This window comes from Kribbella swartbergensis (genome assembly GCF_054784135.1).
Map to the genome: position 1 here is coordinate 1 of NZ_BAAGPM010000018.1, position 23,827 is coordinate 23,827.

The following is a 23,827-nucleotide window of genomic DNA, read 5'->3' on the forward strand; positions in this document are numbered from 1 at the left end:
CACCCACCCACCGCACCACCCACCCACCCACCGCACCACCCACCCACCGCACCACCCACCCACCGCACCGCCCACGTTCCGGGGAGTGGGGGTGGGGTGGGCTTTAGAGTTGGTGGATGGTGGTCTTTGGTGGGGTGCTTGGGCTGATTGGGTTGGCGGCCCTGGTGTTTCGGGATGCTGATGTTGCGGGGTTGCCGGCCGTCGGTGTCGGTGTGGGGCTGGTGGTCGTGGGTGCGGCGGTGGCAGGGCTGGGCGTCGTACGGCGGCGGAGGTTGCGACGGAGGCGGCTCGAGCGGGGGGAGCCGGAGCCGATCGGGGATGTGTTCGAGCGGGCTCGGGCGTTGCCGCGGCTGATGCGGGCCGCGCGGGCAGGGACGTATCCGGGGTTGCCCAAGAGCCGGATGGCGCTCTGGGGGCTGGCCGTGGTGTACCTGGTGTCGCCGATCGACATCCTGCCGGAGCTGCTGCCGATCCTCGGGGTGGCCGACGACGCCGGGGTGGCGGTCTGGCTGCTCACGAGCGTGTCGACGGCGACGGGTTTGTACCTTCGCCATGAGCGTGATCAGTTGACCGACCGGCCGAAGTAGCAAGCCAGTCGGCGATGTCCGCGGCGGCTTCGTCGGGGTGCTCCCAGGCGAAGAGCTGCAGCGGATCGGTGGGAGGTCCCGGCTCGGCGAGGCGGGTGGCGGCGGCGAGAAGCCGGCGGGCGGACGTCAGCACGAGCTCGGCCTGGGCGACGGCCTCGGCCGGGTCGTGGAGGGTGACCGCCGACCGGGCGAGGTCGGCGACTTCACAGGCCTGGTACGCCATCGCGACCTGAGCACGGTTCACCGGAACGCCCGCACGAAGAAGACCACTGTCATCAGCACCGCCGTCGTGAGGACGAGGGCGCGCAGGACTGTGGCGGGGAGGCGACGGACCAGATGTGCGCCGAGGTACCCGCCGAGTACGGCGCCGGCGAGCAGCGCGGTGAGCTCCAGCGGCTGCTCCAGTACGTCGGCCGCGAAGAGGAAGATGACCGCGGCGGTGAGGTACACGGCCGCGACCTGGATCACCCGCAGCGGGTTGCCCCTCGCCGGGTCGAGTGACGTGGTCGCGGTCCAGAACGCCAGCATCATCAGCCCGACCGCGCCACCGAAGTACCCGCCGTAGATCGCGAGGACGAACTGTCCGGTCAGAATCACCGCCGGCCCGGGCGTGCCGAGCCGCAGCGCCCGGCTGAGCCGCCGGCCGAACGCGAGCACGATCGTCGCGAACGCCAGCAACCACGGCAGTGCCGCGTCGAAAGATGCCGAGGGCAACCACAACAGCAACCCGGCGCCGAGTGCCCCGCCGGCCACACTGGCCAGGGTGAGCCGGAATGTCGACGGCCGCTGGAAGGCGTGGACGTCTCGCCGGTAGACCCACGCGCTGGTTGCGTTGCCGGGCAGCAGGGCGACCGTCGAGGTCGCGTTCGCGGTGACCGGTGGCATGCCGCCGGCGACCAGCGCGGACAGTGCCACGAAGCTCCCGCCGCCGCCGACCGCGTTGAGCGCGCCGGCCGCGACACCGGCCAGGAGGATCATCAGCACGCTTCGAGCATCACGGCTCGGCCGGCACTCCACAATGCGCGATCCCCGTAGTCAGCCTAAGGCTGAGGCGTAGGCTGGAGCTCATGCGGTACGACCTGGACGACCTCCGGCTGTTCACACACGTCGCAGCAGAAGGCTCGATCACCGCCGGAGCCCGGGTGATGCACCTGAGTCTGCCTTCGGCCAGTGCGCGGGTCAGAGCTCTCGAAGCGCAGGCCGGCGTACCGCTGCTGATCCGCGAACGCCGCGGTGTCCGGCTCACCCCCGCGGGCGCCACCCTGGCTCGCCACGCTCGCGATGTCCTGGCCGAAACCACCCGGCTGGACAGCGCCGTCGCGTCGTACGCCGTCTCCCGGACCGCGCCGATCCGCCTGGTCGCCGGCGGCTCCGCGATGCACCAACTCGTCCCGGCCGCGCTCGCCACGTTCCTGCGCGACCATCCCGAGTACGACGTCAACGTCAGCGAACGCCGGACGATCCGCAGCGTGCGCCTGCTCGCCGCGGGCGAGGCCGATCTGGGTGTCATCCTCGACGACGAACCCACGGATCTGCGGACCGAACCGCTCGCCGACGACTCGCTGGTCGTGATCGGTCAGGCCGGCGGCGTCCTGTCCGGCCGTACCTCGATCGCGTACGCCGAAGTCGCCGAGCATCCCCTGGTCGGTCTCGACCGCGCGTCACCGCTGAGCCAATGGATGGACGACCGCCTCGGTCCGCACGCCCCGGCGCCTCGTTACCGCACCCTCGTCCCGACCCTGCACACCCTGATCACGCTCGCCACCGCGGGCGCCGGTCTCGCGATCGTCCCGCGTCGTGCGGTCGACGCCAACACCGCCGTCGAGATCTGCCCACTCCAGGACTCCTGGTCCACCCGGGCGCATCTGGTCTGTTACTCCGCGACCGCCGCGGAATCCGCCCACCTGCTGGCCGCGCACCTCCACGCGGCGGCTAGCGTGCGGGTATGAACCCTGACGAGGCCGTACCGCTGCAGGCGTTCAGTGCGCTGCTCCACAGCGACAATGTCGCGACTGTCTGCCGGGCGCTGAACATGTACCAGGTGGCCGCGTCGTACACGCGGTTGTCGGGCGGCAACCCGCTGGAGCCGCTCGGCGGTGAGGTGCGGCAGGTCGCACGGCAGGTGCTCTCGCGGCCGCCCCTGACAGGTCACGAGGAACTCCGGGCTGCGTTCGATCACCTGAGCGCACTCAACGTGCTCACGAGTCTGGCCGAAGCCGAGGACGCGGAGTTGATCGCGGAGGTGCTCGAGGCCACCGACGACGCGGACGTCCGTGCGACGGCCCTGCTCGCGGCGGCCGCCGTACCTGCAGCCGACGGGCGATTGCTTCAGGTGCTGGACGCGATGGCGCTGGACGAGTCTCTTGACGAGCGGGACCGAGGCCGTGCGCATGCTGTCCGCGAAAAGCTGACGGGTTCGTAGCCCGGCTCGGATAGCGTGCAGGCATGCGTGCACTGACAGTGGAAGAGGCCCGGCAACGGGCGGCAGACCTCGCAGTCCGGTCGTACCAGGTCGACTTCGACCTGACCGGGACCGGCGAGACGTTCGTCACGACGAGCCGGATCCGGTTCGCGGCGACGAGTGACTCGACCTGGGTGGACGTGAAGCCCGACCGGCTGCTCGCGATCGAGTTGAACGGCGCCGCGCTGGACGCCGGTCTGCTGGCGGAGGGCCGGTTTCCACTGACCGGGCTGCAGGCCGAGAACGAGGTCGTGGTGACCGGGGAGTTCAGGTACTCCGTGGACGGCGAGGGCCTGGTCCGATCCGTCGACGCGGCCGACGGGCGGGTCTACACCTACGGGATGTCGTCGCTGGAGTCCGCGCCGCGGTACTTCCCGTGTTTCGACCAGCCCGACCTGAAGGCGCCGTACACGGTGACGGTGAGGGCTCCTGAGGACTGGGTGGTGCTGGGCAACGGCGCCGCGACCAAGGTCGGCCCGGGGGAGTGGGAGCTGGCCGAGACCAAGCCGCTGGCGTCGTACTTCGTCACGATCGTCGCCGGCCCGTACCACCTGATCAGGAGCGAGTACGACGGCATCCCGCTGGGGCTCGCCTGCCGGCAGTCGCTCGCGGAGCACCTGGATCGGGACGCCGAGGACCTGTTCCGCACCACCGGGCAGGCGTTCGACGAGTACCACCGGCTGTTCCGGCAGCGGTACATGTTCGGCGAGTACTGGCAGGTGTTCGTCCCGGACTTCAACCTGGGCGCGATGGAGAACCCGGGCTGCGTGACGTTTGCGGACCACCTGGTCTTCCGCAGCAAGGTGACCGAGGCCGAGCGCAGTACGCGGGCCCGGATCGTGGTGCACGAGATGGCGCACATGTGGTTCGGCGACCTGGTCACGATGAAGTGGTGGAACGACATGTGGCTGAACGAGTCGTTCGCCGAGTACATGGCCCACCGGGTGTCCGAGGACGCGACCGACTACCGCGGCAGCTGGACCGACTTCGCCTTCGTCCGCCGGTGGTGGGGAATGCAGACGGACCAGAGCAGCTCGACCCACCCGGTGGCGCCGGACAGCCTGAAGGACGCCCGCCAGTCGCTCGACGACTTCGACGGGATCTCGTACGCCAAGGGCGCCGCGGTGCTCAAGCAACTCGCGAAGTACCTCGGTGACGACGTGTTCCTCAAAGGGGTGAACGCCCACCTGGAGGCGCACGAGTACGGGAACGCCGACCTGCTCGAGTTGATCGCCAAACTCACCGAGGCCGGCGCCCGCGACCTGGACAACTGGTCGGAGCAGTGGCTGCGCACCTCGGGCCTGGACACCATCGCGGCCGAACGCACCTCGGCCGGAATCGCCCTGCACCGCAGCAGCCCGGACGCGTCCCGCCGACCGCACAAGCTGAGCGTTCGCGGGTACGACGCCGAGGGCGCGTCCGGCACGGTCGACGTGATGCTCGACGGCGACACCGTGGAAGTTGCCTTGAGCAATGAGGTCGTGGTCCCGGACGCGGACGACGACACCTGGGCGAAGATCCGGCTCGACGCCACCAGCCTGGCGAACCTGCCCGCCGTCCTGCCGAGGATCGCGGACGGCACCACCCGCGCGGTGATCTGGAACTCGGTCCGTGACGCCACCGCGCACGCCGAGCTCGACCCGCGGCAGGCGCTGAGCCTGTTCGCCACCGCGATCCAGCACGAGGACAGCGACATCGCCGTCGGCTCGCTGGTCCGCTGGCTGGAGGAGCGGGTGCTCGGCGGCTACCTGTCGTACGACGAGTCCCGCGCGGTCGTCGCCGATGCCCTGGGCAACAAGCTGGCGACCACGGACCCCGGCAGCAGCCTGCAGCTGGCGACGGTACGCGGCTTCATCGCGACCACGAACGACGCGGACCTGCTCAGCGCCTGGCTCGACGGCGAACAGCTCCCGCCGGGCCTGGAGATCGACGCGGATCTGCGCTGGGCCCTGGTGCTGCGGCTCGTCCGGCTGAACGTGTTCGGCGCGGTGGAGATCGACGCGGAGCTGGCCCGGGACACCTCGACCGAGGGGGTCAACCACGCGGCCCGGTGCCGGTCCGCACTGCCGGCCGGGAAGGAAGCCGCCTGGACCCGGATCATGACCGATCCGACCATCGGGGTGAAGGAACTGCTGGCCGTGGCGGAGGGTTTCTGGCATCCCGGCCAGGCCGACGTCACCGCGCCGTACGTGGAGCGCTTCTTCACCGACATCCACCGGACGGCGCAGATCAGGTCGGGCATGGTGGTGTCGCTCACCGTGCAGCGGATCGTGCCGGAGTTCGTGATCGAGCCCGGCGTACTGGCCCGGGCCGAGGCGCTGGCCGCGGACGAGACCGTCGCCCCGGGCATCCGCCGGCAGACGGCCAACTTCGCCGACAACCTGCGCAAGGCCGTCGCGGTACGCCGTACTTTCGGTTAGTCCGCGAGTCCGGTCAGCGGACCGTCAGCCGCTCGGCCACCGCTTTGCGGGCCTGGTGGATCCGGGCCTTGACCGTTCCCAGCGGTACGTCGAGTTCGTCGGCGATCTCGGCGTACGACAGCGCCCCGAGGTCGCGCAGGACCAGCGGCTGCACCAGTTGCGGATGGCTCGACTCCAGCGCCTCGAGGGCTTCCAGCAGGTCGAGCCGGGAGCCGGCGATCACCGAGGTCGTCCTGGGGTCGACCGCCTCCGGCAGGATCTCGGCGGACTGCTCCACCGAGCGCCGCTTGAGTGACCGGTAGGTCTGCCGGGCCTGGTTGGTGGCCACGACGGTGACCCAGCCGGCGAAGCTGCCGGTGCCCTTGAAGGTGTGGATCTTGTTCGCCACCTGGAGCAGGGTGTCCTGGACCGCCTCCTCGGCGTCCTCGTGGTACGGCAGGAACTTGGCCACCCGCCGCTGCACCTGCGGACGGATCGCCTGCAGGAGTTCCGGCACCACGGACTGGTCCCCCGCCGCGGCCCGGGCGGCGAGTTGCTCCAGGTCCTCGTTCATGCTCCCCCAGGGTGGTTGTTCGCCTGACTGCTGGGCTGTGGTCGACAATAGCCCGGATGGATGTCATCGGCAGGTACCGGCTGCAGGACAAGATCGGCGCGGGCGCGTTCGCGACCGTCTGGCGTGGGTACGACGACGACCTCGACGTTGACGTGGCGGTCAAGGTGCTCGCGGACAACTGGGCGTCGCGCGCCGACGTCCGGGAGCGGTTCCTGTCCGAGGCCCGGTTGATGCGCCGGATCGCCAGCGACCGGGTGGTCCGCGTGTTCGACGTCGGCAAGCTGCCCGACGGTCGCCCGTACTTCGTGATGGACTACGTCGGCGGCGGCACCCTGGCCGAAGTCCTGCGCCACGGCCCGCTGGACCCGGCCGACGCGTTGTGGTGGGGTGCGGACCTGGCCCGGGCGGTCGCCGCGCTGCACAGCGAGGGTGTCGTCCACCGCGACGTCACGCCGGCCAACCTGCTGCTCCGGCCGAACCAGAGTGACGAGGACGGCGGCGGGACGCACCGGATCGTGCTGGCCGACCTCGGTCTGGCGAAGCGCGCCGCCGAGGCGTCCGGACTGACGCAGGCCGTCGGTACGCCGGCGTACATGGCGCCCGAGCAGGGTCGTGGCGACGGTGGTTTCGACGAGCGGGCCGACATCTACGCGGTCGGCGCGGTGACCTACGCGCTGCTGACCGGGCATCCGCCCTACTCCGTGGGTTCGATCACCGACGTTCTCAACCGCGACCCGGACCTGCCGCCGCCGAGCCTGCGCCCGCTGCTGCACGACTCGGTCGGGCAACTGGACGACATCTTCGCTCGCGCGCTGGCGTACCACGCGGCCGACCGCTGGGAGCGTGCCGACACCCTCGCCGAGCGGCTGGAGGCCGAGGCCTACCGGTTGGAGCAGGAGGCGCCGCTGCGCGCGCTGGAACGAACCCAGATCAGCGACGACGACGACCTGCCGACCACCGTCGCCACCGACCCTCCGGTACGACGAAGCCGCCGAGGCCGAGCGTGGTTCCTGCTGTCCCTGCCGCTCGTCTTCGTCTTGGCCGGGGTGGGTGGCTGGTTCCTGTTCGGACGGTGAGACGGGTAGACGTGTGGAGCCATCTGACTGCTTAGAGTAGCTATATGGCTACTCACCGCAGTCTCCTGGTTCTCGCGGTCGCCGTACTGCCGCTGCTGGTTGCGACCGCGGCCGAGGCGGCGCCACCGACCGCGAGCTACGCCTGCCGGGCAGACACCAAGTTCGGCCGGCATCTGCTGTCGCTGCGCCAGGTGGTCGACGCGAAGGCACCGGCCACCGTGCCGCCGAACACGCGGTTCACCATCGCCGTCGACCTCAAGCCGGGATCCCTGCCCGGTGAGGTCAAGGGTTTCACGCTGAAGGAGGTCCGGGACCTGTCGTTGCGGGTGCCGATCCCGGCCAACTCGTCGTACGTGAGCGCCGGACTCACCGGCGGTTCGGGTCTCAACTCCACACCGACCGTGCACCTCGAGCGCGGGGTCGTCGTGATCAAGGTGGCCGGGCCGATCCCCGGTGGTGCCGCCTACCAGCTTCCTTCGCTGTCCGTCCGGCTGAAGTCCGGCCGCCGCGGCTCGGTCATCGAGACCAGGCTCAAGGGCACGAGCTACGACGACCCCGGTCTGACGCTGCAGGCCAAGATCAAGTGGAAGTTCGTCACCATCACTGCCCCCGTCTCCTGCTACCCCGACCCGAACCCGGCGTTGACTCGAACTGTTGTCCGCTAGCGCACCGGATCAGTAGGTGACGGTGATCTTCTGGGCGGCCGGGTCGATGCGCACCTGGCCGCCGTACGGGAGCACGAGTTGCGGGTCGGTGTGACCGATGTCGAGGCCTTTGACGACGACGGCGGACGGGTTGTACTCGGCGAGGGCCCGGTCGACCGCGAGATACTGCCCGGTGACGTAGGCGACGGCCTCGTCCGGGGTGGTCCGCTGCGTGAGCGACCACGACTTCGGACGGCCCCACAGGACCGCGTCGAAGCGCTCGAGCAGCCCGCGTTCACCGAAGTTCCGCAGGATCCGGTAGACCTGTTCCGAGGTCGGCATCTCCTCGCTGGTCTCCAGGAAGAGCACGCCGTCGTACGACTCCACCGGCAGCATCCAGCGGTTCGCGGCCAGCTGCCAGTCGAGGATCTCCAGGCAGCCGCCCCACAGCCGCCCGCTGACCGGTCGTGAGCCGCTCCAGGTCCACCCGGAGCCGGGGAACAGCGGCGGCTCGGTCTCGAGGCTCGCCGGATCCGACCAGTCGCGGTCGTGGTCGGTCCAGCCCTCGGCCGGGGTCAGCTCGAAGTCGCCGGGCGTGAACAGCGCGGCCCGCAGCGAACGCTCGCTGTCCGGGTGCATCGCGCCGCCGCGACCGAACTGCACCATCACGCTACCGCCGTGGTACGCCGGAAGACCCAGCGAGTACAGGAAGTTGAGCAGGTTCGTGTTGTCGCTGTAGCCGAAGAAGGGCTTCGGGTTGGTCCGGAACACGTCGGGTTCGAGGTGCTTCAGGACGGTGAGCTGGTCGTCGCCGCCGATGGTCGCGATCACCGCGCGGATGGACGGATCCGACCAGGCCGCGTGCAGGTCGGCCGCCCGCTGCTCCGGCGTCGTGCCGAGCTTGCGCGTCGTCGGGTACTCCACCGGCTCGAGCCCGAAGTCGCGCAGCCGCCGCAGGCCGAGTTGGTACGGCGCCGGGAAGAGTTCCGGCAACCCACCGGACGGTGAGACGATCGCCACCCGGTCACCGGGCTGGACCATTCAGACTCCGATCGGGTGCCAGACGGTCTTCAGTTCCAGGTACTGCGTCAGGCGGGACAGCCCCGGAGACTCCGACCAGTCCTCCTCGGCGGGACGGCGTACCCGCTTGAGGTTCTCCGCCGCGGCGGCCTCCAGGTCACGGGCCTCGTCCGGGTCCTCGATACCGCACAGGTCGATCGCGTTGACGTCGAGGTGCGACGCCAGCCACGGGCCGATCTCGGACGCGGATCCGGTCAGGATGTTCACCACCCCGCCCGGCAGGTCGGACGTCGCCATCACCTCGCCCAGCGTGACAGCGGGTAACGGACGCTCGTACGACGAGACCGCGACGACCGTGTTGCCGGAGACGATCGCGGGGGCGATCACACTGGTCAGCCCGAGCAGGCTGGAGTCCTGCGGCGCCAGCACCGCGACCACTCCGGTTGCCTCAGGCAACGAGAAGTCGAAGTACGGGCCGGCCACCGGGTTGCTGGATCCGACCACCTGGGCCAGCTTGTCGGCCCAGCCGGCGTACCAGACCCAGCGGTCGATCGACGCGTCCACGATCGCGCGGGCCTTCGACGCCGACAGGCCCTCCGACGAGGCGACCTCGGCGGTGAACTGCTCGTGCCGGCCCTCCATCACCTCGGCGATCCGGTAGAGCACCTGGCCGCGGTTGTACGCCGTCTTGCCGGACCAGCCGGGGAACGCCTTGCGGGCCGCGACCACCGCGTCCCGGGCGTCCTTGCGGGAGGCCTGCGACGCGTTGGCCAGGAACTTGCCCTTGGCATCGGTCACGACGTACGACCGGCCGGACTCGCTGCGCGGGAAGGCGCCGCCGATGTAGAGCTTGTAGGTCTTGCGCACCTCGAGCCTCGGGCTCTGCTTGGGGGTCGAGTCCTTAGTGGGCAAGGTAGGCCTCCAGACCGTGGCGACCGCCCTCGCGGCCGTAGCCCGACTCCTTGTACCCGCCGAACGGCGAGGTCGGGTCGAAGCGGTTGAACGTGTTCGCCCAGACCACGCCGGCGCGCAACTGGTTCGCCATCCACAGGATCCGGGAGCCCTTCTCGGTCCAGATCCCGGCGGACAGCCCGAACGGGGTGTTGTTCGCCTTCTCCACCGCCTCGGCCGGGGTGCGGAAGGTGAGCACCGACAGCACCGGGCCGAAGATCTCCTCACGGGCGATCCGGTGCGCCTGCGACACCCCGGTGAACACGGTCGGCGGGAACCAGTAGCCCTGCGCCGGCAGCTCGCACTCCGGCGACCAGCGCTCGGAGCCCTCGTCCTCGCCGATCTGGGACAGCTCGCGGATCTTGGCCAGCTGGGCCGAGGAGTTGATCGCGCCGATGTCGGTGTTCTTGTCCAGCGGGTCGCCGACCCGCAGCGTGCTCATCCGCCGCTTCAGCCGCGCCAGCACCTCGTCGTACACGCTCTCCTGGACCAGCAGCCGCGAACCCGCGCAGCAGACGTGGCCCTGGTTGAAGAAGATGCCGTTGACGATGCCCTCGATGGTCTGGTCGATCGGCGCGTCCTCGAAGACGATGTTCGCGGCCTTGCCGCCGAGTTCCAGGGTCACCTTCTTGTCCGACCCGGCGACCGCCTTGGCGATCGACCGGCCGACCTCGGTCGAGCCGGTGAACGCGACCTTGTCCACGTCCGGGTGCTCGACCAGCGCCTGACCGGTCCGGCCGGCGCCGGTGACGATGTTCACCACACCGGGCGGCAGGTCGGCCTGCTGGCAGATCTCCGCGAACGCGAGCGCGGTCAGCGGCGTGGTCTCGGCCGGCTTGAGGACGACGGTGTTGCCGGCCGCGAGCGCGGGAGCGATCTTCCACGCCAGCATCAGCATCGGGAAGTTCCACGGGATCACCTGGCCGGCGACCCCCAGCGGCCGCGGGTCCGCGCCGGCACCGGCGTACTCGAGCTTGTCCGCCCAGCCCGCGTAGTAGAAGAAGTGCGCGGCCACCAGCGGGATGTCGACGTCCCGCGACTCGCGGATCGGCTTGCCGTTGTCGAGCGACTCCAGCACCGCCAGCTCACGTGAGCGCTCCTGGATCAGCCGTGCGATCCGGAACAGGTACTTCGCCCGGTCCCGGCCGGCCATCGGCCCCCAGACCTTCTCGAAGGCCTTGCGGGCGGCGCGGACCGCCTTGTCGACGTCGGCCGGGCCGGCCTCGCTGACCTCCGCGAGCACCTCCTCCGACGCCGGGCTGACGGTCTTGAACGGCTTGCCGTCCGTCGCCTCGACGAAGGCCCCGTTGACGAAGAGCCCGTACGACGACTTGATGTCGACGATGGCCCGCGATTCCGGGGCCGGTGCGTACTCGAATCTGCTCATGCTCAGTCCAGCGTGAAGTAGTCGGGTCCGGGGTAGTGCCCGGTGGCCAGCTTGGTGCGTTGCATCAGCAGGTCGTTCAGCAGACTGGAGGCGCCGAAGCGGAACAGCTCCGGATCCAGCCAGTCGGGTCCGGCCGTCTCGTTGACCGTCACCAGGTACTTGATCGCGTCCTTCGCGGTCCGGATGCCGCCGGCCGGCTTGACGCCGATGTGCAGGCCGGTGTCCTCGTGGTAGTCGCGGACCGCCTCGAGCATCACCAGCGTCACCGGCAGCGTCGCCGCGGGCGACACCTTGCCGGTCGAGGTCTTGATGAAGTCGGCGCCGGCCAGCATCGCCAGCCAGGACGCCCGCCGGACGTTGTCGTAGGTGACCAGCTCGCCGGTCTCCAGGATCACCTTCAGGTGCGCGTCGCCGGCCGCCTCACGGATCGCGGCGATCTCGTCGAAGACCAGACCGTACCGCCCGGACAGGAAGGCGCCACGGTCGATCACCATGTCGACCTCGTCGGCCCCCGCGGCGACCGCGTCCTTGGTGTCCTGGACCTTGATCGCCAGGCTGGAACGCCCGCTGGGGAAGGCGGTCGCGACGCTGGCCACGTTGATCCCCGAGCCCTGCAACTCGTGCTTGGCGGTGGCGACCAGGTCCGGGTACACACAGACCGCCGCCACCTGGGGCGCGCTCGGGTCGGCCGGATCGGGGCGCTTCGCCTTCGCGCACAGTGCCCGCACCTTGCCGGGAGTGTCCTGGCCCTCCAGCGTGGTCAGGTCGATCATCCGGATCGCCAGGTCGAGTGCGTACGCCTTGGCGGTGGTCTTGATCGACCGGGTGGCCAGGGTGGCGGCCCGGGCCTCGGCGCCGACCTGGTCGACGCCCGGCAGGCCGAGCAGGAACCGGCGCAGCCGGTCCTCGGACGAGGTCACGTCGGCCAACGAGTCGACGCCGCTGTCGAGTGTGGTCACGTCCGGCAGTCTAAGCCGTGTCCGCCGTGGGCAGGTCACGATCCGTACCTTCGCGGTGGGCCGGTGACCGATAGCCGGTTACGTTGTGCTGGTGAAGCAGAAGTCACCCGAGAGTGAGCAGTATCAGTCCGCCTCGAACCGGATCACCGGTGTGGTCGTGCTCGTGATCGGCCTGGCCGGGCTGCTCGACATCCTGCTGGAGTGGCGCACGCTCACCGGGCTGATGGTCGCCTGCATCATCGGCATCCTGATGGTGCTGGCGTACGTCGGGCTGATCCGGCCGTCGGTCACCCTCAGTCCCGAGCACATCGTGCTGCGTAACCACCTGCGCGACCACACCATCCCGTGGGCCAAGGTGACCGGCGTCGACGTCACCGACATCCTGCGCGTGCACACCGAGGACAGCCGCTTCCGCGCACCCGGCGTCCAACTCGTCATGCGCGACCTGCGGAAGCAGCGGGTCGGCGGCCGCAAGCTCTCACCCGAGAGCTCGATCTCCCGGGCCGAGTTCGTGGTCAACCGGGTCGAGACCCACATGGACCAGTACGGCGAGAGGGCCGACGGCGAGGTGGTCACCACCTGGGCCCGTCCCGAGCTGGCCGTCATCGGCGCGCTGGCGGTCGTCGCCGCACTGACCGCGCTGTTGCGCTGACGGCCGATGCCCTCCCTGTCCCGCCGGGTCCTGCTCCGCACCGGCGTGGCCGCCACGATCACCGGAGCCGCTGTGGTGGCCGGGGTGGAGACCGGAGTGATCCCCGGTCGGGCCCGGATGCACGACGTACTCGGGCTGACCGGTCCGGACGGGGTCGTGCCGGACGTACCGGCCGGGCCGATCGAGTCGGGCACGTTCGAGTCGTTCGGCCGCCGTACGACGGTCGGCTACAGCATCATCTATCCGCACGGCTTCGGCCCGGCCGCTGAGCTTCCGGTCGTCCTCGTCCTGCACGGGCGGGGCGGCGACCACACGTCCGCCGTCAACGACCTCGGCATCGACCGCTACCTGACGGCTGCCGTGCAGTCGGGTACGCCGCCTTTCGCGCTGGCGACTGTGGACGGCGGCCGGGACACCTATTGGCATCGCCGGGCCGGTGGCGAGGATCCCGGGTTCATGCTCGACCAGGAATTCCTGCCCCTGCTGGCCGAACGCGGTCTGAACACCGAGCGGTACGCCTTGCTCGGCTGGTCGATGGGCGGGTACGGCGCTCTGCTCTGGGTCGCGCTGCACTACTGGCAGCGACGCGTCCGGCCGGCGACGCGCGCGGTCGCGGTCGGAGCGCTCAGCCCGGCACTGTGGCGGCGTTTCGAGGACACCACGCCCGGCGCGTTCGACGATGCCCGCGACTTCGAGGAGAGCCAGGTGTTCGGCCGCCGGAGCGGGTTCCGGGATGTTGCCGTGCGCATCGACTGCGGACGGGACGACCCGTTCGCGGAGGCCGCCGCGGAACTGCGCGCGGAGCTGAGGGCCGCGGGCGGCACCCAGTTGGGAGCGCACACCGCCGGCTACTGGCGGCGCATGCTCCCCGACCACCTCGGGTTCCTCGGCGGGAAAGTGTCGGGCTGACGGGAACTGCGGTGTGAATCACGGCGTCAGAGCCCGTGTCCAGCCCGGGATGAACCCCAGGTCGCCCAGGATTGGCTCCGGAAGTTTCCCAGACAACGAGAGTGGAGCACATGGTCAACCTCTCCCGCACCAAGCTGCGTGGCCTGGCGGGCGTCGCCGCCCTGGCCGGCTTCGCAGTCGCGGCGCTGCCCGCTGCCCAGGCCGCGCCGACCGCCGGCACCGCCACCCCGCCGGCACCGGTCATCGGCAAGGCCGCCGAGGCCGTGACCTCGGTGCAGGGCACCGAGACGGCGACGTATTCGACGGCTGCCTACAACAGCCGGACGGCGTACCAGACGGTCCGCTACAACAGGCTCTACAGCACCCCGCCGATCACGCCGTCCAAGTGCCGGGAGGTCAACGTCTCGCTGCGGACGACGGCGGGCGTGCAGTCCTACGTGACCCAGCTCTGGAACTGCATGTACGCCGCCTGGGCCGTGCCGCTGAAGTCGGCCGGTGCGGCGTACAAGGTGAAGCCGACGCTGATCGTGCACAACTACAGCAAGGTCAACACCCACTGCGGCGTGATCAACGGCGCGACCGCGTACTACTGCGGGTACAAGAACGGCCAGATCTACATCCCGGCCTTCGTGATCTCGAACCTCTGGAAGCAGAGCCCGACCTACGCCCGGGCCTACGCGACCAATGTCGTGGCGCACGAGTACGGCCACCACGTCCAGTACCTGACCGGCATCCTGAACGCGTCCTGGTGGCGCCAGCGGGCCTTCACCACCAACAGCGCCCGGCTGGAGGAGAGCCGCCGCCGTGAGCTGCAGGCGTCCTGCCTGGGCTCGGCGTACATCGGCGCGAACAAGCGCTACTACCCGATGAGCGGCGGTCTCTACACCCAGTGGAAGTACCTGGTGGAGCACTCCGGCGACCAGCCGGGCTACCCGCGCGACCACGGTTCGATGGCGAACCACGGCTGGTGGTCCCACACCGGCTTCTACGCGGCCAGCTCGAAGACCTACGCGGGCCGCTGCAACACCTGGAACGCGGCGTCCAGCCGGGTCTCCTGACCCCGGTCCGGCCTGAAAAGCCGGCCCAGCCGACGTAACCCGGCCGCCCGGTACGCGTTGCCGTACCGGGCGGCCGGTGCGTTTTTGCCGACACGTACACGATCTGCGATCGTGTGGTTACTTGTTTCGGGTCCGCACGCCTTACAGTTCTGAGTCGAGCGTCGAACGGCAGGAGTCAAGGACAGTGAACTACGACGAGTTCAACACCGAGTACGCCAAGGTGCTGGACAAGATCAAGAGCGGCAGGTGCGGCTGGTCGGAGCTGTCCGGGCACGTCACCCGGCTGCGTCAGGCGACCGTGGGGATCACGGATCCGATCGAGCGGACCCAGATCGACCACGACCTGGCCGCGCTGAGCCAGATGGTCGACATGTCCCGGCGGACCAACGACAAGGAGGACGTCTGGACGGTCACGTCCGAGGCGATTCGCCAGGCCAGCAGCCAGGAGGGCACGGTCGCGGACCGGATCGCCCGGATCGAGGCGAGCATCAACGAGATCACCAGCCTCGCCAACCGGAACCCGGACGAGCGTGACGCGCTGATGCAGTCGGCCAGCACGCTGCGCATCCTGCACTCGTCGCTGCAGGCGTCGCTGCGCGCCGAAGAAGCCGAAGCCGCAGCAGTTCGCTGAGGCCCGCCGGGGGAGCGACCCGCCAGGTGCTCCCGCGTCATCCGAACGTCAGCCGCCGACCCGAAGGTCGAGCGGCTGACGTTTCGTGCGTTCAGAGACCGCCTAGATGCCCAGCGCGGCCGACAGGGACTGCTTGACGGCGGCCAGATCCTCGGCAGCCTGCGTGCGCGCGGCGGCGACGTCCGAGCCGGTCACCGGGACGACCACCTCGAGGTAGCACTTCAGCTTGGGCTCGGTCCCGGACGGCCGCACCACCACGCGGGCACCGTCGGACAGCGTGTAGCGCAGACCGTCGGTCGGGGGCAGCGTCGCCGAGCCTTCACTGAGGTCGTCCACCCGCTCGACGGCATGACTGCCCAGCGCCGTCGGGGGAGTCGCCCGCAGTCGTGCCATCGCGGTCTTGATCAGCGACAGGTCCTCCACCCGGACGGACAGCTGGTCGGTGGCGTGCAGGCCGTGCTTCATCGCCAGGTCGTCGAGAAGGTCCAGCAGCGTGCGTCCTTCGGACTTCGCCTCGGCGGCCATCTGCAGCACCCGGACCAGCGTCGAGACGCCGTCCTTGTCCTTCACCGCCACCGGGTCGACGCAGTACCCGAGCGCCTCCTCGTAGCCGTACACCAGCCGCGGAACGCGTCCGATCCACTTGAAGCCCGTGAGCGTCTCGACGTACTCGACGCCGTACGACGCCGCGATCTTGCCGAGCACGGACGACGACACGATCGAGCACGCCGCCACCCCGTCGGGCCGTGACGACAGCAGGAACTCGCCGAGCAACCCGCCGAGCTCGTCGCCCCGCAGCATCCGCCAGCCACCGTCGGCCGCGGGATCCGGTACGGCGACCGCACACCGATCCGCATCGGGATCGTTCGCGACCGCGATGTCGGCGTCCATCGACCGGGCCAGCTCGAGTGCCGCGTCGATCGCGCCCGGCTCCTCCGGATTCGGGAACGACACGGTCGGGAAGTCCGGATCAGGGTCCGCCTGCGACGCGACCACGCTGGGTGCGGCGAATCCGGCCCGTGCGACCGCTGCCTCGACCAGCGACCGCCCGACGCCGTGCAGCGGCGTGTAGGCGACCTTCAGGTCCCGCGGCGCGTCGGCAGGCACCAGCTCGGCGATCCGGTCCAGATAGGCGTTGACGAGCTCGTCGCCGATCGTCTGCCAGTCGTCGCCCCGCGGCACCGAGTCCAGCGGCCCGACCGCGGCGATGGCCGCGGCGATCTCCACGTCCGCGGGCGGCACGATCTGCGACCCGTCACCCAGGTACACCTTGTAGCCGTTGTCCTGCGGCGGATTGTGCGACGCCGTCACGACCACACCGGCCACGGCCGTCAGGTGCCTGATCCCGAAGGCGACCACCGGCGTCGGCGCCGGCCGGTCCAGCAGGACGGCGTCCAGGCCGGCGCCGCGCACCACGGCCGCGGTGTCCTGGGCGAACATGTCGGACTTGTGCCGGGCGTCGTACCCGATCAGGACCGGGCCGTCGGTGAGTCCCTTCTCCTTCAGGTACGCGCAGAGGCCGGCGGCCGCGCGGATGACCACGACCCGGTTCATCCGGTTCGGTCCGGCGCCGACGGCTCCGCGCAGGCCCGCCGTACCGAACTCGAGGGTGCCGGCGAAGCGGTCGGCCAGCTCGTCCGTGGCGCCGGTGTCCAGGAGGTGCCGCAGTTCGGCGCGGGTGTCGGGGTCGGGATCTTCGCTCAGCCAGGCAACGGCTGCGGCCCTGAGCCGGACACTGAGGTCATCGTTGACGGTCACCTCCGCACGATAACCGAGCAGGTGAGGCTAGTGACCCGATGAGCGGCAGGGCCGCGCGCGGAGGTCGGCGACGTAGTCGTCGGGGGCGCCCGCGGCCTCGGCCGCCTCGGCCAGGATGCCCAGGTAGCGGGCCGAGGGGAGTCCGCCCTCATAGGCGTTCAGCACGTACATCCAGGCCAGCTGCTCGCCGTCCAGGGTCTGCACCCGGACCTGGATCTTGCTGTAGATGCCCTGGTCGATCCATTCCCACTCGTCCAGCCGCTCGACATCCTTCGGGTGGACGTCGTACAGCGCGACGAAGACCTGGTTGGCCGGGTTCGACGGGTCCTCGACGACGGTGGCCATGGCGCCCTCCCAGCCGAGCTCCTCCCCGCCGAAGGTGAGGCGCCAGCCGGTGAGCCACCCGGTGCCGCGCAGGGGGGAGTACGGGCAGCGCTCGGCCATCAGGTTCGGGTCCAGATTCGCGGCAAACGCGGCGTACAGGCTCACGACGACACAGGATACGGAACAATGGCGTCTCGTGGCGCGAGTTGTGATCATCGGTGGCGGTCCGGGCGGGTACGAAGCGGCCAGTGCGGCCGCCCAGCTGGGCGCGGAGGTGACGGTAGTCGATTCCGACGGGATCGGCGGTTCTGCCGTGCTCACCGACTGCGTACCGAGCAAGACGTTGATCGCCACCGCGGAGGTGATGACCGAGGTCGAGGAGGCGGGCCAGCTCGGTGTCCGGCTCGAGGACGGCGACGACGACCCGGCGAACTCCGTGTGTGTCGATCTCTCCGTCGTCAACCAACGGGTCAAACGGCTCGCCGCGGCCCAGTCCGAGGGCATCGCCCGGCGGCTCGACCGGGACAAGGTGAGGATCATTCAGGGCCGCGGCCGGCTGGACGGGCCGGAGACCGTCGTCGTCGGCGACGAGCGGCTCGACGCGGACGTGGTCCTGATCGCCACCGGTGCGCGGCCGCGGATCCTGAAGGGTTCGGAGCCGGACGGCGAGCGGATCCTGACCTGGGAGCAGGTGTACGAGCTGGACGACCTGCCGGAGCGGCTGATCGTGGTCGGGTCCGGTGTCACCGGCGCGGAGTTCGCCAGCGCGTACGACGCCCTGGGCAGCGACGTCGTCCTGGTGTCGTCGCGGGACCGGGTCCTGCCCGGTGAGGACGCGGACGCGGCCGCCGTCCTGGAGGACGTCTTCAAGCGGCGCGGCCTGACCGTGCTGAGCAGGTCCCGGGCCGAGTCGGTGAAGCGGCGGGGCGACGGGGTCGTGGTGACGCTGACCGACGGCCGGACCGTGGAGGGTTCGCACGCGCTGCTCGCGGTCGGATCGCTGCCGAACACCGACGACATGGGTCTGGTCGAGTCGGGCGTGTCGCTGGGCGACGGCGGCTTCGTCACGGTCGACCGGGTGTCCCGGACGACTGCCCGCGGGGTGTACGCGGCCGGCGACTGCACCGGCGTACTGATGCTCGCCTCGGTCGCGGCCATGCAGGGCCGGATCGCGATGGCGCACGCCCTCGGCGACGCGGTCGCGCCGCTGGACCAGTCGACCGTCTCCGCGAACGTCTTCACCGCCCCGGAGATCGCCACCGTCGGCGTGTCGCAGGCGGTCGTCGACGCCGGCGGTACGACGGCGATCGTGGTGAAGGTGCCGCTGGCCGACAACGCCCGCGCCAAGATGCAGGGCGTCCGGGACGGCTTCGTCAAGCTCTTCTGCCTGCCGAACACCGGCATCGTCGTCGGCGGCGTGGTGGTCGCGCCCCGTGCCAGCGAACTGATCCACCCGATCTCGCTGGCCGTCGGGGCCCGGCTGACGGTCGACCAGATGGCCCAGGCCTTCACCGTCTACCCCTCGGTCTCCGGCTCCATCGCCGAAGCGGCCCGCCGCCTGCACCTGCGGCACTGAGGCGGCGAGGCCCCGGCGACCGGATGGTCACCGGGGCGGCGGGCGTCACTCGCCGAACAGCGGTGCGTTGCCTTCGGCGGTGTCGAGGCCGTAGACGGGGTCCTTGTACGTGCCCGGGACCTTGCCCAGACCCTTGATGACGGTCGACGTGCCGTTGGCATGACCAACGGCGTACAGGTAGGCGGAGCCGGTGTCCTTGTCGATCCCGGTCAGCAGCGTGCTCTGCGCACCGCACTTCTCCGCGACCAGGTGCTCGAAGCCCTGCCAGGTGGACGCGCGGACCTTCTTGACGACGGGCTTCGCCGTGGCGCCGACCGGGATCCGGATCGTGTACAGGGCGCCGCCGCGGGTGTTCGCCAGGAAGGTGTCGTACGTCGCGGTCTCGCTGATCAGCGCCATCGTCTTCACCGCGCTGAAGCCCGGGTAGGAGTTGACCTTCTTGAAGCCGTCGGTCCAGCGGAACAGGACGCCGTCGTTGCGCAGGCCGTACTTGGCGGACCGGATGGTGGGCCCCCAGTAGAACGACTCCTCGAGCGCGATGAAGCCGCCCCACCCGCCGCCGACCCGGGTCACCGTGTTGATCGGCGTACCGTCGGTGTTCTTGCCGTACTGCGCGAAGTACAACGACGAACCCAGCACGACGTAGGCGGAGTCGTAGTACCCGACCGGGTTGAGAATCGTGGTGGTCCAGGTCGTACTGAGCCTGGCGGCGCCGGGAGAGAACATGTGCTGGCCGGTCGACTGCTTGGCGGCCGGCGGCGTCGAGGCGGTCACGACCGCGTGCCCGCGGTCACCGCCGCTGGTGATGGATCCGACCCGCATCTGACAGGCGGCGGTGGTCGCCGCGACCGCCGGCGTACTCGCGGGGACGGTGGCCAAGGTGCCCAGCAGTACGGCGGCCGCCGCGAGCGCGGACGCTCGTGCCCAAGTCATATCGAAGTCCTCTCGGAAGGTGTTGTCGCTCTCCTCGATACGGCCCGGCCCGGAAAGGTTGCGCCCCGGACATGCGAAAGCCCCGGCGACCTGTGTGGTCGCCGGGGCCTTTGACGTGGGTCAGAAGTCGCCGCCGAAGTCTCCGCCGAAGTCCCAGCCGCCGGAGTCGCCGCCGCCGTCGCCCATGTTGAAGTCGCCGCCACCGTCTCCGCCGCCTTCACCACCGGCGTCGGCCTGGCCGGCGTCGTACCCGGCCGCGTAGTCGCCGTACCCGCCGCCGGCGAACATGCCGCCGAGCATGGTGCCGAGGAACATACCGGTCATCACACCGCCGAGCGCGCCGAACATGCCCTGCGCGTACGGCGAGTAGGCCGGGCCGGCCTCCCAGTACGGCACCCGCTGGGGGCCGACCATGACCTTGCGGACGTCCGGCTCGGCACCGGCGCGGACCCGCTCGGCGTCGGCCGCACAGGCCGGCACGTCACGCGGCGCGCCGCCCGGCGGCGCCCAGGTCACGTCCTCGACGGACGGGCCGTGCTGCGGGTTGAAGAAGCAGGACGGCCGGCGCTGCGGCAGCGGCTCGCCGTTCACCCGGGCGCGCACGCAGGCCGCGGCGTAGCGGCCGTCCTCGAGGATCTCGATCACGTGCTTGATCTGCTCGGCCTCGGTGACCTTGCCGACGGCCTCCTTGGCCGACTCGTAGGCGTCCAGGGCGCGCTGGTAGTCCTGCCGGGCCCCGTCGCCGAGGTCCTTGCCGACCATGTCCAGGTCCAGGTCCTGCAGTTCCTCGCCGAACCTGGTGATGTCCTCGTCGGCGGTGCGCTTCACCGACTCGAGCTCAGCGGCGGTGATCTCGTGCTGCTTGCGGGTCTGCAGCTGGGTCCGCCGGTACGACCGGTATGCCAGAACGGCGATCACCACGAGCGCGATGATCAGGATGAGTTCCATGACGGGCCTCTTCTGCCTCTTGGGCTGTGTCGCAGGGCTTTATGCCGAGCCTATCCAATCCCTCAACCCGATGGCGCCACGCAGGGTGACGCCAATCCCGGGAAAGCGGTCACCGACCGCGCATAATCGATTACCGCCGCCCAGCGACCGTTGGACCTCCGCCGGAAGGCAGTGCGATGAGCAAGACCTCCCGACTCCTGACGCTTGCGGTGACGGGGCTCGCCCTCGCCGCTCCCCAGGTCCTGCCGGGTCGGCAGTCCGTCCCTCCCGCCACTCCACCGGTGCCCGATCCGGCCGAGGCGTCGTACCAGGAACTGGCGATCGACGGACCGTCGGTGGCCGCGCGGACGAAACCGTTCGCGATGGTCGGCATCACCTGGCCGTGGAGCGCGCAGCAGGTGTCGGCGAGGGTCCGGGTGCAGCGGGACGGACAGTGGGGCACGTGGGAGACACTTCGGGTCGAGGACGAGCACGCCCCCGACCCGGCGACACCCGAAGGCACCGAACGCTCCGGCACCGAGCCGCTCTGGGTCGGTGCGGCGGAGGGCGTGCAGGCCAGTGTCGTATCCGGCCGCGGTACGCCGATCGCCGATGCGAAGGTCGTGTTGATCCAACCTGGTGTCTTGGCCGCGGACGCCGACGAGCCGGCTGTGCGGAGCGTCGAGCCGGAGGCGACCAGAGCGCCGTACCCGATGCCGGCGATGGTGAGCCGGAAGGCATGGGGTGCCGACGAACGGTTGCGCAGCCACAACGGCAAGGCGTGTGCGCGACCGAAGTACACGACGACCGTGCAGGCGGCGTTCGTCCACCACACCGCCGATCGCAACGACTACACCCGTACGCAGGTCGCGGCGATGGTGCGGGCGATGTACACGTACCACGTGAAGAGCCGGGGCTGGTGCGACCTCGGGTACAACTTCCTCGTCGACCGCTTCGGTCGCGTGTTCGAGGGCCGGTACGGCGGCGCGCAGCTACCCGTGCTCGGCGCGCACACCGGCTCGTTCAACGCGAACTCTTTCGGTGTCGCGCTGATCGGCAACTTCGAGAAGACCGCGCCGACGCAGGCGATGCTGGAGAAGACGGCCCGGGTGATCGCCTGGAAGATGGACGCGAACTACCGGTCACCGCTGGCCACGGTCGTGCTGGCCGGCAGCCGGTTGCCCACGATCTCCGGGCACCGCGACACGAAGGCGACCGCGTGCCCTGGCAACCAGTTGTACGCCAAACTCGGTTGGCTGAAGCAACGGGTCAACGTGCTGATCGGCGGCAGCGTCTCCACGCCGATCTACCGCTTCGCCAAACGCATCGGTTTCCGCACGACAGGTCAGCCGTTCTGGGGTGAGCACCGGACCAGGACCGGTTGGGCGACGTACTTCGCCACCCGTGACGTGTTCCACTCCGTTGCCACCGGCACCCATTCGACCGTCGGCGTGTTCCGGGCCCGGTACCGTCAACTCGGGCCCGACACGATCCTCGGCCTGCCCACCGGTGAATACCGGAACAGCTCGGCCGGTGTGAAGGTGCAGCCGTTCCGCAACGGCGCGCTCTACTGGTCCAAGTCGACCGGCACCCGGCCGGTGGCCGGCCTGATCCATCGCAAGTACGCCGATCTGGGCGCCGAGCGGTCGCGGCTCGGCCTGCCGGTCACCGACATGTACAAGGTCAAGGGCGGTCTGCGGCAGAAGTACCAGCACGGCTGGCTCACGTACAACGCGCACCGCGGCAAGGTCTACGTCCAGTACCGGAGTGCCCGATGAAGAAGCGCGCGATCGCTGCCGTCGTCCTCACGTCCACGCTGGTCAGCGCGACCGCCGAGGCGCGACAGGTCGAGCCCGCCGCCGTACCGGACACCACCATCAGCGGCCGCGGTTTCGGTCACGGTCGCGGAATGTCGCAGTACGGCGCTCAGGGCGCGGCGCTCGCGGGCAGGTCGGTGCAGCAGATCCTCGACTTCTACTACCCCGGGACGACGACCGGCAAGGCGACCGGGAGCATCCGGATCCGGATCAGTGCGGACACCACCGACGGTGTCCGGGTCGGTACGGTCAACCGTCTGAAGGTCCGCGACCTGACCAACGGCAAGGTCTACCCGTTGCCCAAGGCATCGACGCGCGACCAGTGGTCGATCGACCCGTACGGCGACCACGGCACCAAGGTCAGCTCGTTCGACGCGAAGACGCGGAAGTGGACGCTGTGGAAGACGTTCACCGGGATGACGCAGTTCGAAGGCGCGGCGGTGACGGGCCTGATCCTGCCCAGCGGCGCCGTCCGGCGGTATCGCGGCGCACTGCGGGCGATCGACGTACCGGGCGCGCATCTGGACACGGTGAACGTGGTGTCGTTGGAGTACTACCTGCGCGGCGTCGTACCGCGAGAGGCCTTGTCCACTTGGCGTCCGGCGGCGTTGCAGGCCCAGGCTGTTGCCGCGCGCACCTATTCGGTCTTCCACCGGAACCGGGCGACGAAGCGGGCGTACGACCTGTGCGACACCATCTCGTGTCAGGTCTACGGCGGTTACGACTCGGAGAAGGCGTCGACGAACACGGCGATCGCCGCGACCGCGGGGCAGGTCCGGCACTACAAGGGCAAGCCGATCATCGCCGAGTTCTCCTCGTCGAACGGCGGCGCGACCGCGAGCGGGCCGGTCCCGTACCAGGTGACGAAGGTCGACAACTGGGACGCGTACCCGGGCAACGGGAACCCGAACGTGACCTGGACCGTGACCCGGACGGCGGCCGAGGTGCAGTCCGCGTTCGACGTGGGGGCGATCCGGAGCCTGCGGGTGCTCAAGCGCAGCGGCGTCGGGCCGGGCGGCGGCCGGGTGCTCACGGTGGAGGCGGTCGGGTCGAAGGGCCGACGGGTGCTGACCGGCGACCAGGTCCGCGGCCGGCTCCGGCTGCGCTCGTCCTGGTTCGCGTTCGTGCCCAGTCCGCTTGATATACCAAGTGCCCCTGATCAAATCCCCGGTCGCTGAGCCATT

23 protein-coding genes are annotated in these 23,827 nt (G+C 70.1%); 13 read left to right on the forward strand and 10 right to left on the reverse strand.

Features of this window, described 5'->3' with window-relative positions; all coding sequences use genetic code 11:
- The first annotated feature begins 116 nt into the window (after nt 1-116).
- Nucleotides 117-587, forward strand: coding sequence for a YkvA family protein (locus ACYVOK_RS15345; RefSeq protein ID WP_460663078.1), 471 nt, complete (start codon nt 117-119; stop codon nt 585-587).
- Nucleotides 588-827: 240 nt separating this feature from the next.
- Here the strand turns inward: ACYVOK_RS15345 and ACYVOK_RS15350 are convergent, their stop codons facing one another.
- The gene (locus tag ACYVOK_RS15350) at nt 828-1,565 is read right to left on the reverse strand and encodes a sulfite exporter TauE/SafE family protein (protein WP_460663707.1); all 738 of its coding nucleotides are present in this window, start codon (nt 1,563-1,565) and stop codon (nt 828-830) included.
- Nucleotides 1,566-1,654: 89 nt separating this feature from the next.
- Here ACYVOK_RS15350 and ACYVOK_RS15355 point away from each other — a divergent pair, with 89 nt between their 5' ends.
- Genes ACYVOK_RS15355 through pepN form a run of 3 tightly spaced genes read left to right on the forward strand, consistent with a single transcriptional unit; the run spans nt 1,655 to nt 5,468 of the window.
- A complete protein-coding gene (locus tag ACYVOK_RS15355) occupies nt 1,655-2,536 on the forward strand; it encodes a LysR family transcriptional regulator (RefSeq protein WP_460663079.1) in 882 nt (293 codons plus the stop codon).
- Entirely contained in the window at nt 2,533-3,009 is a 477-nt protein-coding gene (locus ACYVOK_RS15360) for a hypothetical protein (RefSeq protein WP_460663080.1), read from the forward strand. The genes ACYVOK_RS15355 and ACYVOK_RS15360 overlap by 4 nt, the downstream gene beginning before the upstream one ends.
- A gap of 23 nt (nt 3,010-3,032) precedes the next feature.
- Nucleotides 3,033-5,468 (forward strand): aminopeptidase N, encoded by a 2,436-nt coding sequence (pepN, locus tag ACYVOK_RS15365; protein WP_460663081.1) that lies wholly within the window; start codon nt 3,033-3,035, stop codon nt 5,466-5,468.
- A gap of 13 nt (nt 5,469-5,481) precedes the next feature.
- Here pepN and ACYVOK_RS15370 read toward each other — a convergent pair whose 3' ends face one another.
- Nucleotides 5,482-6,021, reverse strand: coding sequence for an RNA polymerase sigma factor (locus ACYVOK_RS15370; protein ID WP_460663082.1), 540 nt, complete (start codon nt 6,019-6,021; stop codon nt 5,482-5,484).
- 56 nt (nt 6,022-6,077) lie between these two features.
- Here ACYVOK_RS15370 and ACYVOK_RS15375 point away from each other — a divergent pair, with 56 nt between their 5' ends.
- Nucleotides 6,078-7,097 (forward strand): serine/threonine-protein kinase, encoded by a 1,020-nt coding sequence (locus ACYVOK_RS15375; protein ID WP_460663083.1) that lies wholly within the window; start codon nt 6,078-6,080, stop codon nt 7,095-7,097.
- Nucleotides 7,098-7,141: 44 nt separating this feature from the next.
- Nucleotides 7,142-7,762: a hypothetical protein gene (locus ACYVOK_RS15380; RefSeq protein WP_460663084.1), complete on the forward strand. Its 621-nt coding sequence runs from the start codon at nt 7,142-7,144 to the stop codon at nt 7,760-7,762.
- Between the two features lie 9 nt (nt 7,763-7,771).
- Here ACYVOK_RS15380 and ACYVOK_RS15385 read toward each other — a convergent pair whose 3' ends face one another.
- The 4 genes from ACYVOK_RS15385 to deoC are packed head-to-tail and all read right to left on the reverse strand — an operon-like array spanning nt 7,772 to nt 12,058.
- The gene (locus ACYVOK_RS15385; RefSeq protein ID WP_460663085.1) at nt 7,772-8,782 is read right to left on the reverse strand and encodes a S66 family peptidase; all 1,011 of its coding nucleotides are present in this window, start codon (nt 8,780-8,782) and stop codon (nt 7,772-7,774) included.
- Entirely contained in the window at nt 8,783-9,673 is an 891-nt protein-coding gene (locus ACYVOK_RS15390; RefSeq protein ID WP_460663086.1) for an aldehyde dehydrogenase family protein, read from the reverse strand.
- Nucleotides 9,663-11,099: an aldehyde dehydrogenase family protein gene (locus ACYVOK_RS15395; RefSeq protein ID WP_460663087.1), complete on the reverse strand. Its 1,437-nt coding sequence runs from the start codon at nt 11,097-11,099 to the stop codon at nt 9,663-9,665. Before ACYVOK_RS15395 ends, ACYVOK_RS15390 begins: the two co-directional genes overlap by 11 nt.
- Before the next feature lie 2 nt (nt 11,100-11,101).
- Complete coding sequence (gene deoC / locus ACYVOK_RS15400) at nt 11,102-12,058, reverse strand: deoxyribose-phosphate aldolase (RefSeq protein WP_460663088.1); 957 nt, start codon at nt 12,056-12,058, stop codon at nt 11,102-11,104.
- A gap of 91 nt (nt 12,059-12,149) precedes the next feature.
- On the opposite strand from deoC, the gene ACYVOK_RS15405 reads away from it, so the two are divergent.
- From ACYVOK_RS15405 to ACYVOK_RS15420, 4 genes are all read left to right on the forward strand, one after another.
- Complete coding sequence (locus ACYVOK_RS15405; RefSeq protein ID WP_460663089.1) at nt 12,150-12,710, forward strand: PH domain-containing protein; 561 nt, start codon at nt 12,150-12,152, stop codon at nt 12,708-12,710.
- A gap of 6 nt (nt 12,711-12,716) precedes the next feature.
- A complete protein-coding gene (locus ACYVOK_RS15410; protein ID WP_460663090.1) occupies nt 12,717-13,619 on the forward strand; it encodes an alpha/beta hydrolase-fold protein in 903 nt (300 codons plus the stop codon).
- A 110-nt stretch (nt 13,620-13,729) separates the two neighbouring features.
- Nucleotides 13,730-14,677, forward strand: coding sequence for a neutral zinc metallopeptidase (locus ACYVOK_RS15415; RefSeq protein WP_460663091.1), 948 nt, complete (start codon nt 13,730-13,732; stop codon nt 14,675-14,677).
- A gap of 184 nt (nt 14,678-14,861) precedes the next feature.
- Nucleotides 14,862-15,308 carry a hypothetical protein gene (locus tag ACYVOK_RS15420; protein WP_460663092.1) on the forward strand — a complete coding sequence of 149 codons (447 nt, stop codon included), beginning with the start codon at nt 14,862-14,864 and terminating at the stop codon, nt 15,306-15,308.
- A gap of 102 nt (nt 15,309-15,410) precedes the next feature.
- On the opposite strand, the gene ACYVOK_RS15425 is transcribed toward ACYVOK_RS15420, so the two are convergent.
- Both ACYVOK_RS15425 and ACYVOK_RS15430 read right to left on the reverse strand, forming a co-directional pair.
- Nucleotides 15,411-17,066 (reverse strand): phospho-sugar mutase, encoded by a 1,656-nt coding sequence (locus ACYVOK_RS15425; protein WP_460663093.1) that lies wholly within the window; start codon nt 17,064-17,066, stop codon nt 15,411-15,413.
- A gap of 27 nt (nt 17,067-17,093) precedes the next feature.
- The gene (locus ACYVOK_RS15430; protein ID WP_460663094.1) at nt 17,094-17,555 is read right to left on the reverse strand and encodes a gamma-glutamylcyclotransferase; all 462 of its coding nucleotides are present in this window, start codon (nt 17,553-17,555) and stop codon (nt 17,094-17,096) included.
- 31 nt (nt 17,556-17,586) lie between these two features.
- On the opposite strand from ACYVOK_RS15430, the gene ACYVOK_RS15435 reads away from it, so the two are divergent.
- Nucleotides 17,587-18,966: an NAD(P)H-quinone dehydrogenase gene (locus ACYVOK_RS15435; RefSeq protein WP_460663095.1), complete on the forward strand. Its 1,380-nt coding sequence runs from the start codon at nt 17,587-17,589 to the stop codon at nt 18,964-18,966.
- A gap of 45 nt (nt 18,967-19,011) precedes the next feature.
- Here the strand turns inward: ACYVOK_RS15435 and ACYVOK_RS15440 are convergent, their stop codons facing one another.
- Both ACYVOK_RS15440 and ACYVOK_RS15445 read right to left on the reverse strand, forming a co-directional pair.
- Nucleotides 19,012-19,899 carry a hypothetical protein gene (locus tag ACYVOK_RS15440; RefSeq protein ID WP_460663096.1) on the reverse strand — a complete coding sequence of 296 codons (888 nt, stop codon included), beginning with the start codon at nt 19,897-19,899 and terminating at the stop codon, nt 19,012-19,014.
- A 120-nt stretch (nt 19,900-20,019) separates the two neighbouring features.
- Nucleotides 20,020-20,847 (reverse strand): hypothetical protein, encoded by an 828-nt coding sequence (locus ACYVOK_RS15445; RefSeq protein ID WP_460663097.1) that lies wholly within the window; start codon nt 20,845-20,847, stop codon nt 20,020-20,022.
- A gap of 176 nt (nt 20,848-21,023) precedes the next feature.
- Here ACYVOK_RS15445 and ACYVOK_RS15450 point away from each other — a divergent pair, with 176 nt between their 5' ends.
- Nucleotides 21,024-22,604: an N-acetylmuramoyl-L-alanine amidase gene (locus ACYVOK_RS15450; protein WP_460663098.1), complete on the forward strand. Its 1,581-nt coding sequence runs from the start codon at nt 21,024-21,026 to the stop codon at nt 22,602-22,604.
- Nucleotides 22,601-23,821 carry a SpoIID/LytB domain-containing protein gene (locus tag ACYVOK_RS15455; protein ID WP_460663099.1) on the forward strand — a complete coding sequence of 407 codons (1,221 nt, stop codon included), beginning with the start codon at nt 22,601-22,603 and terminating at the stop codon, nt 23,819-23,821. Before ACYVOK_RS15450 ends, ACYVOK_RS15455 begins: the two co-directional genes overlap by 4 nt.
- The last annotated feature ends 6 nt before the right edge of the window (nt 23,822-23,827 follow it).

Coding starts and splice junctions, on each gene's coding strand:
- ACYVOK_RS15415 (WP_460663091.1), top strand. CDS start 13,730: ATGGTCAACCTCTCCCGCACCAAGCTGCGTGGCCTGGCGGGCGTCGCC.
- ACYVOK_RS15360 (WP_460663080.1), top strand. CDS start 2,533: ATGAACCCTGACGAGGCCGTACCGCTGCAGGCGTTCAGTGCGCTGCTC.
- ACYVOK_RS15445 (WP_460663097.1), bottom strand. CDS start 20,847: ATGGAACTCATCCTGATCATCGCGCTCGTGGTGATCGCCGTTCTGGCA.
- ACYVOK_RS15440 (WP_460663096.1), bottom strand. CDS start 19,899: ATGACTTGGGCACGAGCGTCCGCGCTCGCGGCGGCCGCCGTACTGCTG.
- ACYVOK_RS15410 (WP_460663090.1), top strand. CDS start 12,717: ATGCCCTCCCTGTCCCGCCGGGTCCTGCTCCGCACCGGCGTGGCCGCC.
- ACYVOK_RS15450 (WP_460663098.1), top strand. CDS start 21,024: ATGAGCAAGACCTCCCGACTCCTGACGCTTGCGGTGACGGGGCTCGCC.
- ACYVOK_RS15370 (WP_460663082.1), bottom strand. CDS start 6,021: ATGAACGAGGACCTGGAGCAACTCGCCGCCCGGGCCGCGGCGGGGGAC.
- ACYVOK_RS15345 (WP_460663078.1), top strand. CDS start 117: ATGGTGGTCTTTGGTGGGGTGCTTGGGCTGATTGGGTTGGCGGCCCTG.
- ACYVOK_RS15375 (WP_460663083.1), top strand. CDS start 6,078: ATGGATGTCATCGGCAGGTACCGGCTGCAGGACAAGATCGGCGCGGGC.
- ACYVOK_RS15455 (WP_460663099.1), top strand. CDS start 22,601: ATGAAGAAGCGCGCGATCGCTGCCGTCGTCCTCACGTCCACGCTGGTC.
- ACYVOK_RS15350 (WP_460663707.1), bottom strand. CDS start 1,565: ATGATCCTCCTGGCCGGTGTCGCGGCCGGCGCGCTCAACGCGGTCGGC.
- pepN (WP_460663081.1), top strand. CDS start 3,033: ATGCGTGCACTGACAGTGGAAGAGGCCCGGCAACGGGCGGCAGACCTC.
- ACYVOK_RS15395 (WP_460663087.1), bottom strand. CDS start 11,099: ATGAGCAGATTCGAGTACGCACCGGCCCCGGAATCGCGGGCCATCGTC.
- ACYVOK_RS15385 (WP_460663085.1), bottom strand. CDS start 8,782: ATGGTCCAGCCCGGTGACCGGGTGGCGATCGTCTCACCGTCCGGTGGG.
- ACYVOK_RS15380 (WP_460663084.1), top strand. CDS start 7,142: ATGGCTACTCACCGCAGTCTCCTGGTTCTCGCGGTCGCCGTACTGCCG.
- ACYVOK_RS15355 (WP_460663079.1), top strand. CDS start 1,655: ATGCGGTACGACCTGGACGACCTCCGGCTGTTCACACACGTCGCAGCA.